The 12,857-nt window shown below is 70.1% G+C and carries 12 protein-coding genes and 1 pseudogene; 4 read left to right on the forward strand and 9 right to left on the reverse strand.

Going from position 1 to position 12,857, the window contains the following annotated elements:
* Positions 1 to 63 precede the first annotated feature (63 nt).
* The 4 genes from dhbA to LCL61_RS27040 form a co-directional block, all read right to left on the reverse strand.
* Complete coding sequence (dhbA, locus tag LCL61_RS27025) at positions 64 to 813, reverse strand: 2,3-dihydro-2,3-dihydroxybenzoate dehydrogenase (protein ID WP_340682316.1); 750 nt, start codon at positions 811 to 813, stop codon at positions 64 to 66.
* Between the two features lie 445 nt (positions 814 to 1,258).
* Positions 1,259 to 1,720 (reverse strand): GerMN domain-containing protein, encoded by a 462-nt coding sequence (locus LCL61_RS27030; protein ID WP_340682317.1) that lies wholly within the window; start codon positions 1,718 to 1,720, stop codon positions 1,259 to 1,261.
* Positions 1,717 to 3,123: an ATP-binding protein gene (locus LCL61_RS27035; RefSeq protein WP_340682318.1), complete on the reverse strand. Its 1,407-nt coding sequence runs from the start codon at positions 3,121 to 3,123 to the stop codon at positions 1,717 to 1,719. Before LCL61_RS27035 ends, LCL61_RS27030 begins: the two co-directional genes overlap by 4 nt.
* On the reverse strand, positions 3,120 to 3,854 hold the full coding sequence (locus LCL61_RS27040) for a response regulator transcription factor (RefSeq protein WP_340682319.1): 735 nt from the start codon (positions 3,852 to 3,854) through the stop codon (positions 3,120 to 3,122). The genes LCL61_RS27035 and LCL61_RS27040 overlap by 4 nt, the downstream gene beginning before the upstream one ends.
* A 154-nt stretch (positions 3,855 to 4,008) precedes the next feature.
* Here LCL61_RS27040 and LCL61_RS27045 point away from each other — a divergent pair, with 154 nt between their 5' ends.
* Positions 4,009 to 4,515, forward strand: a complete 507-nt coding sequence (locus LCL61_RS27045; RefSeq protein ID WP_340688689.1) for a D-alanyl-D-alanine carboxypeptidase — start codon at positions 4,009 to 4,011, stop codon at positions 4,513 to 4,515.
* 412 nt (positions 4,516 to 4,927) lie between these two features.
* Here the strand turns inward: LCL61_RS27045 and LCL61_RS27050 are convergent, their stop codons facing one another.
* Positions 4,928 to 5,929: a saccharopine dehydrogenase family protein gene (locus LCL61_RS27050; protein WP_340682320.1), complete on the reverse strand. Its 1,002-nt coding sequence runs from the start codon at positions 5,927 to 5,929 to the stop codon at positions 4,928 to 4,930.
* A 99-nt stretch (positions 5,930 to 6,028) separates the two neighbouring features.
* On the opposite strand from LCL61_RS27050, the gene LCL61_RS27055 reads away from it, so the two are divergent.
* Complete coding sequence (locus tag LCL61_RS27055; protein WP_340682321.1) at positions 6,029 to 6,958, forward strand: helix-turn-helix domain-containing protein; 930 nt, start codon at positions 6,029 to 6,031, stop codon at positions 6,956 to 6,958.
* On the opposite strand, the gene LCL61_RS27060 is transcribed toward LCL61_RS27055, so the two are convergent.
* From LCL61_RS27060 to LCL61_RS27075, 4 genes are read right to left on the reverse strand one after another with little or no spacing between them, the layout of a single operon-like run.
* The gene (locus LCL61_RS27060; protein WP_340682322.1) at positions 6,939 to 7,760 is read right to left on the reverse strand and encodes an SGNH/GDSL hydrolase family protein; all 822 of its coding nucleotides are present in this window, start codon (positions 7,758 to 7,760) and stop codon (positions 6,939 to 6,941) included. The genes LCL61_RS27055 and LCL61_RS27060 overlap by 20 nt on opposite strands.
* Before the next feature lie 10 nt (positions 7,761 to 7,770).
* The gene (locus LCL61_RS27065) at positions 7,771 to 9,027 is read right to left on the reverse strand and encodes a carboxyl transferase domain-containing protein (RefSeq protein WP_340682323.1); all 1,257 of its coding nucleotides are present in this window, start codon (positions 9,025 to 9,027) and stop codon (positions 7,771 to 7,773) included.
* Entirely contained in the window at positions 9,020 to 10,435 is a 1,416-nt protein-coding gene (locus LCL61_RS27070) for an acyl-CoA synthetase (protein WP_340682324.1), read from the reverse strand. Before LCL61_RS27070 ends, LCL61_RS27065 begins: the two co-directional genes overlap by 8 nt.
* Positions 10,436 to 10,446: 11 nt before the next feature.
* Positions 10,447 to 11,724, reverse strand: coding sequence for an SLC13 family permease (locus tag LCL61_RS27075; protein WP_340682325.1), 1,278 nt, complete (start codon positions 11,722 to 11,724; stop codon positions 10,447 to 10,449).
* Positions 11,725 to 11,869: 145 nt separating this feature from the next.
* Between LCL61_RS27075 and LCL61_RS27080 the strand changes: the two genes are divergently transcribed.
* Together LCL61_RS27080 and LCL61_RS27085 are read left to right on the forward strand one after the other, a co-directional pair.
* On the forward strand, positions 11,870 to 12,574 hold the full coding sequence (locus tag LCL61_RS27080; RefSeq protein WP_340682326.1) for a FadR/GntR family transcriptional regulator: 705 nt from the start codon (positions 11,870 to 11,872) through the stop codon (positions 12,572 to 12,574).
* A gap of 90 nt (positions 12,575 to 12,664) precedes the next feature.
* Positions 12,665 to 12,805, forward strand: a pseudogene (locus LCL61_RS27085) (FAD-dependent thymidylate synthase); the annotation flags it as partial.
* Positions 12,806 to 12,857 lie beyond the last annotated feature (52 nt).

Consider the following 12,857-nt stretch of genomic DNA (forward strand, 5'->3'; position numbering starts at 1 on the left):
CGCCTCTTCGGTTAGCCTAACCTAATCATACGGACCCGAAAAGTCTTCGTTGCGTCATCGAGATCACGCGCGGAGCGTGGCCCCGCCGTCGACGTAGAGGTTCTGCATCGTGATGTGCCGCGCACGGTCGGAGGCCAAAAACAGGACGGCGTCGGCGATATCGGCCGGTTCGGCTATCCGGCCCAGTGGTATGCCGACCCGGTATTGCTCGGGTTTTCCCGCGATGACAAGGTCCGCGCCGTTCTCGTCCGTCCACAGCAGACGTTGCATATCGGTGTCGGTCGAGCCGGGAGAGACGATGTTGCAGCGGATGCCGGAGCCGGCGAGTTCGAGCCCGAGACAGCGGGTCAGCATCGTCGCGGCCGCCTTCGACGCGGCATAAGCGGCCATTCCGCTGCGCGGGACTCCCGCCGCGTTCGACCCGACGGTCACCAGCACACCGCTCCGGCGGGGCACCATCCGGCGGGAAATCTCGCGGAGCACGGTGAAGACACCGGTGGAGTTGACCGCGAAGGTCGCCGCCCAGTCTTCGTCGCTCGTGTCGCAGACAGACCCCGGCTTCAGTACACCCGCGACGGACGCGCCGATCCCGATCGGCCCGAGTTCGCGTTCGACCTTCTCGACGACCCGCGCGACGGCGGAGGGATCCCCGACGTCCGCGACGAACGAGGTCACTCCGTCCCGGAGAGCGCTTTCCGCCAGGTCCACCGCCGCCACGATCGCACCCGCCCGGGCGAGCCCGTCCACGACGGCCGCCCCGATCCCGCGCGCGCCTCCGGTCACGAACGCGACCTTGCCCTCGATCCCTTCCACGCCACAACCACCCCCGTTCCATTGCTTAGCCTTGCCTAAGCTAGCGGTCCGATCGAGGCAAAGCGAGGGACCGGCACCGGTGATTCGGGACACTTCCGGCCTGAACAGGACGGGTAATAATGCCGTGGTGCGTGACTGTCCGGGTGTGCTCGGCCCCGCTCCGTGAAGGCCTCCTTCCCTACCCTGAAGGTAGTGAAGGAGGCCTTCACTACTTCGTGGCCGCCGGACCTCGGGTTTCCTTCAGGGGTAAGTCAACCGTGTGGATTTCGGGGCGTTGGACGACCCAAAATCCACACGGTCCCCAAGTCACCGGCTCGGTCATGACCTCAGAGAGCCGAAGGCTCCTTTCGTCGCATTAGACGCGGCGAAGGGAGCCTTCAGCCCACCGGCCGGCACCGCCCACGAACACGACCCTTCACCACCCTTGATACGCCACTGGCGACCCCTAGCCAGGCAAGGGACACGACAGCGGACCGCGGACGGATCCTTCGCCCCGCAACGTGATCTGCGCGCTCCCGCCGAGAGAATCCCTGGCGGTGCACACGATCTGGTCGACGGCCCTCGCCGACAATCCGGCGACGCCGACCGACAAGGTCACCGTGACCCCGTTCGGCGCGGGCGTCTGGTCCAGAACGACAGTGCCGGGTGGGACTTCCGTGGTGTAGTCCCGTTCCCGCTCGCTCTCGTCCGGCCCGGTGGCGAGCAGATCGACGGGACTCGCCGGAGGAAGTTCCTGGGCCAGTGGGCGTAACACGCGCACCGGCTGCCCGCCGGACAGGAAGTAGAGCACCGCGCCGTTCGCGGGGCCCACCGGCGCGGGCGCGCCGGAGATCACGGCACTGGGCCGGACGCCGCAGCCCGAGACCACCGAAACGATCAGGAGCGCCGAAAGCCAGTTCTTCCTCATGCCGTCACTCCCAGCCGGGGCAGGCGCAGGGTGAACACCGCGCCGCCGTCGACGCCGTTGGCCGCGCTCAAGGTGCCGCCGTGCAGCCGGGCGTTCTCCCAGGCGATCGCCAGTCCGAGCCCGCTGCCACCGGACCTCGCCCTGGCCGAATCCGCCTTGTAGAACCGGTCGAACACGTGCGGGAGCACCTCGGGCGCCAGCCCGGGACCGCGATCCGAGACCTCCAGCGTGATCCACTCCCCCGCTTCGGACAGTCGGAGCGCGACCGGCTTTTCCCCGTGCCGCAACGCGTTCCCGACCAGGTTGGCCACGATGACGTCCACCCGCCTGGGATCCCACTCGGCGAAGATCCCAGAGGGCAGGTCTCCCTCCACCTCGCCCGTCCAGCCCCGGATACGCAAGCTCGCCGTGATGACCTCGGCGACGTCGACTTCTTCCGGTGCCAGCGCGGCCGCCCCGGCGTCGAAGCGGGAGACCTCGATGAGGTCGTTCACCAGCCGCGTCAGGTTGTGCGTCTCCTCGATGCTCATCTTCGCCGCGCGCCCGGCGTCCCCCGGCAGCTTCGACGCCTCCTGCTCCAATACGTCCGCGACCGCGGTCATCGCGGCGAGCGGGGTGCGCAGCTCGTGGGAGACGTCGGCGACGAACCGCCTCGCGTCGGCTTCCATCCGTTCCAGCTCGCCGACGTGCCGCTCCAGCGCTTCGGCCGTCTCGTTGAACGTGCGCGCCACCCCGGCCAGTTCGTCCGAGCCGCGGACGCTGATCCGCGCGCGCAGGTCGCCCTTCCCCAGCCGCCGCGCCGCGTCGCCCAGTTCCCGCACCGGCCGCAGGACTCCGCGGGCGGCCAGCAACGCCAGCCCGATCGCGAAGACGAGCGCCACCCCGCCGATCAGCCAGGCCCGGGTGGCGAGTTCGTCGATGCTCTTCGCCTCCGGCGCCATGCTGCGCGCGATGTAGGCCTCGATGCCCGAATCCCGTTGCTGCCCACCGGGAAGCAGAACCGTGAACCTGGTGCCCACCACCAGCATCGGCGTGCCGCGGGAGTCGACTCGTTGCCAGGCGACATTTCCCGACCGGACTCGCTCGCGAAGCTCGGGTGAGATCAGCGCCCGCATCTGCTCGTTCCCGCTCGACTTGTCCTCGTACAGGACCAGTGAGCTCAGATCACGGTCGGACAGCTCGCCGCTGATCCGGCTCAGCGTCCCGTCGGCCGGCGGCAGCGGGCCGAGCGGGAACAGCGCGGTGGCCTTGTCGACCAGGACGCGGGCGGTGGCGTCCTGCGCCTGCTGGAGGATCACGGTGCGGGACTGGACGTAGGCGCCGCCGGCGACCGTCGCGGCGGTGATCACGACCAGCAGACTGAACGCCAGGAGCAGCCGGGTGCGCAGGCCACCGAGCTTCACAGTGGTCCGAACCGGTAGCCGAATCCCCGGACCGTCTGCACGTATACCGGCGCGGACGAATCGTCCTCGATCTTCGCGCGCAGCCGCTGTACACAAGCGTCGACGACGCGCGAGTCACCGAAGTACCCGTGCTCCCACACGCTTTCCAACAGGTACTGGCGGCTGAGCACCCGGCCAGGCACCTGGGAGAGTTCGAGCAGGAGCCGTAGTTCGGTCGGGGCAAGGGCGACGGGCTTGTCCCCCTTGGTCACCGTCAGCGCGGCACGGTCGATGCCGAGGTCGCCGTGCCGCTCGATCTCGGCCGGCGTGGGCGCCGCCGCCGCGGGTTGCCCGCTGCGGCGCAGCACCGCGCGGATCCGCGCCTCCAGCACCTGCGCCCTGGCGGGTTTGACCACGTAGTCGTCCGCGCCGGCGGCGAGTCCGGCCACCACGTCGATATCCTCGTTGCGCGCGGTGAGCATGATGATCGGCAGATCCCCCGCCGCCCGGATCCGGCGGCAGACCTCGAAACCGTCCAGTCCGGGCAGCATCAGGTCCAGTACGACGATGTCCGGCGGCCGGGACGCGAGCCGGGCGAGGCCTTCCTCGCCGGTGGCCACCGCGTCGACCGCGTGGCCACGGCCGCCCAGCGCCATGCTGAGCCCGTCACGCACGGCTTGATCGTCCTCGATGAGCAGCACCCTGGGCATGCCGACGACTATCGCAGCGCCGGACGGAATCCGCTCGTCCATGACACGCCATGGTGCCCATTCCGTTTCCGCGGAACGTCCACGGAATGTCTTCGTTCTGTCACGGCGGGCTCCGTGCGGAACGGTGACATTTTCGTCGGCGTCCGCGCACGCCGCCGCGATCGGGTTCGCACAGGCGTCGGCGAGTGTCGACGTCATGAAAGAACTCCTGCTCGCGGCGATCACCCGCGTCCTCGCGGTACTGCTGCTGATCCCGGCATGGCTGCGGTCCCCCGGCCAGGCACGGCGGCTCGCCTGCGGTTGGGCGCTGTCGCTGCGGTTCCCCGCCGAAAACCTCGCCGGGCTGACCGCCGGAACGCTCGCCGCGTTCACCACCGCCAGGACCGAGGCGTTCTGGCGGCACCGCACGCTCCTCGGCGTCACCTCGGGGCATCGGGACGCCGCCGAACAGCATCGGCTGTACCTCGCCGAGACCGCACGCGGCGGCAAGCGTGTCCTGCCGCCGCAGGATTCCGCGCACGTCAGCGGTACCGCGCTGGACGTCCGGCCGCGCGAAGGCGCGCAGTGGCTGGAGGACCACGGCGCCCGCTTCGCGCTCTACCGGATCTACGACAACGAGTGGTGGCATTTCGAGTACCGGCCCGGCGAGGCTCCGCCCGCGCGGCTGCCGCACCCGGGCTGGCGGGAAGGTGTCACCCGGTGACCGTGATCCGCGCGGGACCGTTCCACCCAATGTCACGTAGCTTAAGTTGATCTTGGGCGAAGTTGACAAGTGGAGTGAAGGCTCCCTTCGCTGCGTCTGATGCGACGAAGGGGCACCTTCGGCCCTGGTCGCGGGTCGGGTTGGTCGTGAGTGGCGTTTCGGGTTCNCAATCAGACATTGAGTCAGCGAAAAGTGTCCTTGGTGGACACTCAGGGGCGCAGTCGGCTCCTGTCGACCAGGGCAACCGAGCGCGTGACCTGCTGCAATCCTCACCGCTTACGATCAAGACCCCATTCAAGATCAACTCAAGTTACGTGGCATTGCGTTCCCACCTGCGCCGACTGCTGGTTGCGAAAGTGGCTTTCGCAACCCTGCCGGATGCGGCGTCGGTGCGGAGTTGCGTGTCGCTGGGTCACCTCTCCACCGTGATCCGCGGTGCCAGCGCCGCCAGGAAGTCGGCCGCGTCGAAGACCTCGCCCGCCGAGACGACCCCGGTCGCCTTCGTCCGGCCGTCGAGCACGCGCTGGACGGCCTCCACCACCAGCGGTGCCGTGATCGCGTAGATGTCCTGCCCCCGTGCGACGATCCGCCGTTCTTCGCCGCCGGACCGCACGACGACGTCGACCACGAACTCCTGCGAGGAAGTGCCGTCGGCGGGAGGCGCGGGCGTCTCGGGCGTCACGACCTCGCGAGCCGCGTTCACCGTCATGTACGTGGTCACCTCGGGAATGTCGAGGTGACTGGGGACGGTGACGACGTCGGCCATCGTGAACTCGCCGAGCACGGCGCGGGTCCCGAGCGGTGCGGGGAAGTCCCAATCCAGCTCCGGCAACGCGTCGTCACGGTGTTCGATCCGGCCGCCGGAGAAGCGGATCCGCTTGCCGTCACGCCGCTCCCGCGAGACCCTGCCCGCCGCGCGGGTCCCCTCCGTCGGATGCCAGCTGCTCAGCCCGTAGGCGACGTGGGCTTCATCGGCGAACGTCCAGTCGCCCATCGCGGCGGTGACCATCAGATCGCCGAGGCCACCGAAGAACGCCATCGCCGGGATCACCGTCGCTCCCGCCGCACGCTCGCCGAACTGCGCGAAGGTGTCGATGTTCGCTTCGAGCTCCGCGGCCACGTCGAGGTACGGGATCCCCGCCCGCAGCGCCGCTTCGATCACCGGAGCGGCGGTGCCGGCGAAAGGCCCGGCGGCGTTGATCACCGCGTCCGCGCCCGCGAACGCGCGGTCGAGCGAAGCCGGGTCGTCCACCGACGCCTGCCGCGTGTCGAGATCGGGCCAAGGCAGGCCGCGCAGTTTCGCCTCGTCGCGTCCCACGGCCAGCACGCCGAATCCGCGTTCGCGCAACTCCGCCACCACGAACCGCCCGGTGTGCCCGTAGGCCCCGAATACCGCGACGTCGTAGGTCCCCATGATTTCTCCTGTCCTCGGACGATCCACTGTGGACCATCCTGTTGGCGGATCTCGCCGATCGACAGTGTCCGGAACGCCATCATGCGTACACTTTCGGACATGAGCACGGTCGCCCTCGCCGCCACGGACGGGATGCTGCAGTTCGAGCTGTCCATCGCCCACGAGGTCTTCGACACAGGCCTGTACGAATTCGGCGTCTACGGCTCGAAGCCGGTGAGGGTCGGCCGGTTCCTGCTGGAACCGGATCACGGCCTCGACGGTCTGAAGCGCGCCGGCACCGTCATCGTTCCCGGCTGGGCGGACATCGACGTCGATCCGCCATCGGATCTGGTCGAGGCCGTGCGCGCCGCCCACGAAGCGGGCGCCAGGGTGGCATCCCTGTGCACGGGAGCGTTCGTGCTGGCGGCCGCCGGCCTCCTCGACGGCCGCCGGGCGACCACGCACTGGGCGCACACCGATGTCCTCGCCGCCCGGTTTCCCCTGGTGGAGGTCGATCCGGACGTCCTCTACGTCGACAACGGCAGCGTGCTCACCTCGGCGGGCAAGGCCGCCGCGATGGACCTGTGCCTGCATCTGGTCCGATCCGACCACGGTTCGGCGGTCGCGAACACCGTCGCCCGCCGCCTGGTCGTCCCGCCGCACCGCGCGGGCGGGCAGGCCCAGTTCGTCACCGCCCCGGTGCCCGACCAGGACGACCATCCGCTCGGCGGTCTGCTCCCCTGGGTCACCGACCGGCTCGACCGGCCGCTGACCGTCGAGGACCTCGCCCGCCAGGCGAACATGAGTTCACGCACTCTGGCCAGGCACTTCCGGTCGGCGACCGGGACGACCCCGCTGCGCTGGCTGCTGACCCAGCGCATCCGCCGTGCTCAGGAACTCCTGGAGCGGACCGACGACAGCGTCGAACTGATCGCGGAGGCCACCGGGATGGGCACCGCCGCCACGCTGCGGCGGCACTTCAACCGCACGGTCGGAGTGCCGCCGGACAGCTATCGCCGTACTTTCCGCGCTAAGGCAACCGTGCCGTGATCAGGTCCGCGACGGCTGCCATCCCGGCCTCGTTCGGGTGGTACGGCACGCGTCCCGGCGCGGCCACGTACCGCTCCATCCACGGAACGGCGGCGCAGGCGTCATGGTTCGCGCTGACCGCGGCCGCCGGGATCAGGGTCGCCCGTTCGGTGCGGGCCGCCCGGCGGGTCGCCGCCGCGAGCCGGTCCGCGACCTCGCGTTCGAAGGCCAGCTGCTCCGGGGTGAGCGGAACGCCGTCGCAGGCGGGCGTGGTGCGCGGGACGATCGTCAGGTAGTCGACGACCAGCACCCGCGCCCGCGGCGCGCGCCGATGGACCGCCGCGATGACGGCGCCGATCTTCTCGTGCACCGTGGTCAGCGCGGCCCGGACGGCGTCCTGGTCGACCTGGCCGCAGTTCGTGCCGCCGGTGTTCTGGCAGCCGTAGGTGAACAGGCTCCCGACGTAGCCGACGTCGTTGCCGCCGATGGTGACCGTCACGAGCCGGGTGTCCCTGGTGACGGCCTCGATCTGCGGCGGCTGCCCGGCCTGTCCGGTGGCGAGGATGTTCGCCGTGGTCGCTCCGCTGCAGGTGACGTCGGTGAGGGCGAATCCGCGTTCCCCGGCCACGAGACTCGCGTAGTTCTTCGTCGAACGTCCGCACGCCGCCGGCGTTCCGGGCTGCTGCGGCGGGATTCCCGGTCCAGCCGCGAAGGAACTGCCCATGGCGACGTAGCGGGCGGCCCCGGCGGCTTGGCCGGGCGGCGTGGCCAGGAGACCGATCGTGACCGCGGCGAGCACCGCGACGGCTATCCGCTTGACCATGGCGAACCCCTTATCTCAGGAAGGTGACCGGTTCCGGTCCCGCGATGCCGTCGATGGCACCGAGGGCGAGCAGATCTTCGGGACGTGGCTTCAGCGCATCGGCGAGGGCGGGGGTCTCTTCAGAGTCCCGTTTGAGGATCCCGGCCGCCAGTTCCGGGGCGATGACGGAGAAACAGGCGTCCGGGGTGAGCCAGAGCCGGTCCGCCGAGCAGAACGCGAGCGCGCCGCCAGAACCGCCTTCCCCGATCACCAGGGTCGTGATCGGCACCTCCGCCGCCGCGATCGCGCCGAACAGCTCGGCGATGGCGTTCCCGGCCCCGGCCGTCTCCGCGGCCGGATCGGCGGCCGCCCCCGGGGTGTCGACGAGGGTCAGCACCGGCAGGCCCAGCCGGTCGGCGAGCCGGAGCAGCCGGGTCGCCGTCCGGAAACCGCCGGGCGTGGTCGCGATGCCGGTCTGCGCCGCGAAGGCGATCGGCCGCCCGCCCCGGCTTCCGATCCCGCAAAGGACGCCGTCGTCGATACCGCCCCGGAGAGTGACGCGGGTGTCGAAGTAGTCGTCGAGGTAAGCACCCGCGCGGGGCCGTCCCGCAGACCGGGCGCGGAGAACGGCCTGCCAGCCGTCCGGAGCGGGATCGAGGGCGCCGAGTGCGCGGGGCAGCTCCGCCGGGCGGTTCCGGGAGGCACCGGTCAGGAGACCGAGCCAGACCTCGAGCCGGTCGGTGATCGCTTCTTCGGCCACGAGTTCATCGACATATCCGGCCGCGTACTGGTTTTCCGCCGTGTACGCCGGATCGTCGGCGTACCGCTCCGGCCGCACCCGGCGTCCGGCGAAACCCACCTGAGCACCGGGGACGGCGAGCACGACGTCGGCGTCGGCGCCGAGCGACGCCCACACCCCGCCGGTGGTGGGGTGCCGCGCGACGCTGATGTGCGGCAGCCGCTCTTCGCGCAGCAGCGCCAGACCGCGCGCGATCCGCTGCAGTTGCCGCAGCGCGGGAACACCCTCCTGCATCCGGGTGCCGCCCGTGGACAGCAGCGAAACGACGGGCAGCCGGTGCGAGCGCGCCTCGTCGAGCGCCCGCTCGATGAGCGCGCCGGTCCTCGTCCCGACCGAACCGCCGAGGAAGCCGAACTCGAAGCGGATCACGACGACCTCGTGGCCGCCGATCTTCGCGCGTTCCCAGACCACCGACTCGTCCGTGCCCGTGCGTTCCCTGGCGCGTGCCAGGGAAGCGGCGTAACCGTCCCAGCCCAGCGGGTCAGTCATGGAGAGCCCGCTTGAGGACCTTGCCCATCTCGTTGCGCGGCAACGCTTCCAGGTACCGCACCACACGCGGCCGCTTGTGCGGGGACAGCAGTCCGGCGACGTGGTCGGCCAGTTCGCCCGCCGTCGGCTTGGCCCCGGCCGGGACGATCCAGGCCACGATGCGCTCGCCGAGGTCGTCGTCCGGCTCCCCGGTGACGGCCGCCTCCGCGACCCCCGGATGCTCCAGGAGCGCGTTCTCGATCTCGCCTGCGCCGATCTTGTAGCCGCCGCTCTTGATCAGGTCGGTGGCGCGGCGGCCCACGATCCGCACGTAGCCGTCCGGATCGCGCACCGCCATGTCGCCGGTCTTGAACCAGCCGTCGCGCAGCGCGGCTTCCGTGGCGTCCGGCCGGTTCAGGTAGCCGAGGAACAGGTTCGGGCCGCGGACCTCGATCTCGCCGACGGACTCGCCGGTGAGCGGTTCTCCCGCGTCGTCGACCAGCCGCAGTTCGACGCCGGGCACCGGCGGGCCGACCGCACCTGGCCGCCGGTCCCCCGTCGCGCGGACACCGCAGTTCATCAGAGTTTCGGTCATGCCATAGCGTTCGACGACCCGCTGTCCGGTCGCGGCGGTGATCCGCTCGTGGTCGGTCGCGGGCAGGGCCGCCGAACCCGAAACCAGCAGCCGCGCCGCGCCCACTCCGGCGGCCAGCGCGGGATCGGCCTCGCAGTCGGCCGCGAGCCGGTGGTACATCGTCGGGACACCGAAGAGCATCGTGCCCTCACCGGCGAGTTCTTTCGCGGCCGCTTCGGTCGAGAACCGGCCGAGGTGGTGCAGCGCACCGCCCCGTCGCAGCGGCCCGACGACGCCCAGGATAAGGCCGTGCACATGGAACAGCGGAAGGGCGTGCACGAGGACGTCGGCGTCGGTCCAGTCCCAGATCTCCGCGAGCGCGTCGAGATTCGACGCCACCGCGCGGCGCGGGAGGATGACGCCCTTAGGCTGTCCGGTGGTGCCCGATGTGTAGATGACGAACGCCGGAGACTCAGGGTCGGGTTCCTCGCCTCGCCACGGCGTGCCCGAGGTGTCCAGCTCGACCGGAACCCGCGGCAGCACATCGAGTTCCGGTGGCAGCTCGGCGTCCGGCGCGGCCAGCACGAGGTCCGGCGCGCTGTCGGCGACGATATGCGCCAGTTCGCGTGATCCGGCCTTCGGGTTGATCGGCACCACCGGGACACCGGCGGTCAGCGAGGCGACGATCGCGACGCAGGTTCGCAGCGTCGGTGTCGCCCACACCGCGACCCGCGGGCGCCCGGCCAGCCCGGCGGCGAGCGGGCCCGCGACGCACGCGAGTTGGCCGTAGGTCAGGGATTCGTCGCCGAACCGCAGGGCGACGCGGTCGTTCCCGGCAGTCAGTCGGGACAGCATGGATCTCCTCCTCAGCCCCAGTTGGGCACGACGAACACGAGCCAGGCGATCAGCGGCACGACGGCCACCACGAGCGCCCCGTAGACCAGCAGTTGTTTGAAGAACTTGTCGCGGTCGACGTCCTTCGCGTTGGCGAGGACGAGCGCGCCGTTGGTGGAGAAGGGACTGACGTCCACCATCGTCGCCGAGACCGCGAGGGCGGCGATCATGCCGACCGGCCCGATCGTGCCCTGTGCCAGGAACGGCACGGCCAGCGGGATGAGCGCGCCCATCAGCCCGACCGACGACGCGAAGGCGGAGACGACACCGCCGATGTAGCAGAGCAGAAGCGCCGCGAGCAGCGGGATCCCGACGGTGGTGACCGCGTTGCCGACGTAGTCGATGGTGCCGATCTCCTTCAGCACCGCCACGTAGGTCAGCACACCGCAGATCAGCAGCACGGTCGGCCAGGTGATCTCGGAGACGGCGGAACGGCTGGTCTTGGGCCACGCGACGCTCAGCAGGACGGCGACGGTGATGGCGGTCAAGCCCGGGTCGAGGTCGAACACGAGGGTGCCGACCACGAGCGCGACCAGGCCGGTCAGCGTCACGATCTTCGGCCCGTCCAAGGGAATGCGCTGTTCGTGCGGCAGCGGTTCTTCGTCGGCCTCCACTCCCCCGGCGCCCGCCGTCACGAGCTGGCGGCGCCGCAGTTTGGTCCCGCCGAGTACGACGAAAAGGACGCCCGCGATGGCGAGGTTCATGCCGAGGCTCGCGAAGAACAGCACCACGGGGCTCCCGGCGATGTGGTTGCGCTCGACGATCCCGTTGACGATCGAGCCGTAGACGCTGATCGGCGAGAACCCGCCACCCTGCGCGCCGTGCACGACCATCGCGCCCATGAGCAGTGGGCTGATCTTGTAGCGGGCGGCGAAACCGAGCGCGATCGGCGCGACGATCGCGCAGGCAGCCGGGCTCACCGCGCCGATCGCGGTCAGCGCTCCGGTGACCACGAACATCACCCACGGGATGAGCGCGATCCGGCCGCCGACCAGGCGGACGGCCGCGGCCACCAGCCAGTCGGTGGTGCCGTTGGCCCTGGCGATGGCGAACAGATAGGTGACCCCCACCAGGACCACGAAGATGTCGCCGGGGAAGCCGGCGAAGATGCCGTCGGTGTCCAGGCCACCGGCGAGGGTGCCGACGAGGAAAGCGCCGGCGAAGGCGAGCGCCCCCATGTTGATCGAGCGGGTCGTGGCGAGGGCGAAGATCACCACGAGAACAAGGATCGAGATCAGCTGGGCGGACATGACCGTCCTCCTTGACGGCGGGAGCCCCTTGGCGAGTGGCCGAGTGGACTAGTGGCTGAGCCACTTTCCCTGTGACGGCGACCACCTGTCAACCCATGAGTGGTAAATTGGCTGAGCCACTTGTCCAGCCAAGGGAGGGCACCGAGTGCCGGAGGCGTTGAGCCGGTTGAACCGGGCGAAGCTCTACGAGCAGGTCGTCGAGCGGATCAAGGCGCACGTCGAGGAGTCCGGCCTGCGCGCGGGCGGCAAACTCCCCAGCGAACGCGACCTCGCCGAGCGGCTCGGGGTCAGCCGCGCGTCGATCAAGCAGGCGATCGTCGTACTCGAGGTGCAGGGCCTGCTCGAATCCCGGCACGGCGGGGGCACCTACCTGCGGAACGATCACCTCGACGTCGAACCGGTCGACGAACTCGTCGCCCGCCGCAAGCGGCTTCCGGAAGTACTCGAAGCCCGCGAGGCGATGGAGACCAAGCTCGCGGAACTCGCCGCGTCTCGACGATCCGACGCGGACCTCGCCGCCATCGACGCGGCACTGGAGTACATGAAGACCGAAATCGAGGACGGCGGGCACGGCGCCGAAGGCGATCGCCGGTTCCACGAAGCGATCACCGCCGCCGCGAACAACGCCCTCCTCGCCGAGTTCATGCGTTCGATCGACACGCAGATCGCGGAAAGCCGCAACGAGTCTTTGCGGCAACCCGGCAGGCCGTGGCGCTCACTGAGCCAGCATCACAACATCGCCGAGGCCATCCGGAACGGCGACCCGAAGGCGGCCGCGAACGCGATGCGGCGGCATGTCCAGACCGTCAGCAAGGTCCGGTTGCTGACCTGGGACCCGCAGGCCGACTAGCGTTTCACCAAGCCGTTCGCGGCGATCTCGATCACCGAATGGGCGCGGCAACTTCTTTAGAGGCGAAGCGACCGTGGCGCGTTGGTCCGGCACGAGCTGATCCGCCACCGCCACTTCTCCTACTCGCAGCTCTCGCAGCGCTACGTGCCGGAGCGCGACGCCGCGTTCGTCGAGCCCGACGTCATCGCGCAGGACCCGGAGCTGCACGCGAAGTTCCTCGCCGCCTCGCAGGNCCGGTGCCGTTCTTGGTGATTCGAACTGGACCTCCCGAACGGATGACAGA

The sequence above is a fragment of the Amycolatopsis coloradensis genome (genome assembly GCF_037997115.1).
Taxonomy (GTDB): Bacteria; Actinomycetota; Actinomycetes; order Mycobacteriales; family Pseudonocardiaceae; genus Amycolatopsis; species Amycolatopsis coloradensis_A.

What these genes read in the sequence shown, in the direction of transcription:
- LCL61_RS27055 (WP_340682321.1), top strand. Translation starts at nt 6,029, where the DNA reads ATGAGCACGGTCGCCCTCGCCGCCACGGACGGGATGCTGCAGTTCGAG.
- LCL61_RS27040 (WP_340682319.1), bottom strand. Translation starts at nt 3,854, where the DNA reads ATGGACGAGCGGATTCCGTCCGGCGCTGCGATAGTCGTCGGCATGCCC.
- LCL61_RS27070 (WP_340682324.1), bottom strand. Translation starts at nt 10,435, where the DNA reads ATGCTGTCCCGACTGACTGCCGGGAACGACCGCGTCGCCCTGCGGTTC.
- LCL61_RS27065 (WP_340682323.1), bottom strand. Translation starts at nt 9,027, where the DNA reads ATGACTGACCCGCTGGGCTGGGACGGTTACGCCGCTTCCCTGGCACGC.
- LCL61_RS27045 (WP_340688689.1), top strand. Translation starts at nt 4,009, where the DNA reads ATGAAAGAACTCCTGCTCGCGGCGATCACCCGCGTCCTCGCGGTACTG.
- LCL61_RS27030 (WP_340682317.1), bottom strand. Translation starts at nt 1,720, where the DNA reads ATGAGGAAGAACTGGCTTTCGGCGCTCCTGATCGTTTCGGTGGTCTCG.
- LCL61_RS27050 (WP_340682320.1), bottom strand. Translation starts at nt 5,929, where the DNA reads ATGGGGACCTACGACGTCGCGGTATTCGGGGCCTACGGGCACACCGGG.
- LCL61_RS27075 (WP_340682325.1), bottom strand. Translation starts at nt 11,724, where the DNA reads ATGTCCGCCCAGCTGATCTCGATCCTTGTTCTCGTGGTGATCTTCGCC.
- LCL61_RS27060 (WP_340682322.1), bottom strand. Translation starts at nt 7,760, where the DNA reads ATGGTCAAGCGGATAGCCGTCGCGGTGCTCGCCGCGGTCACGATCGGT.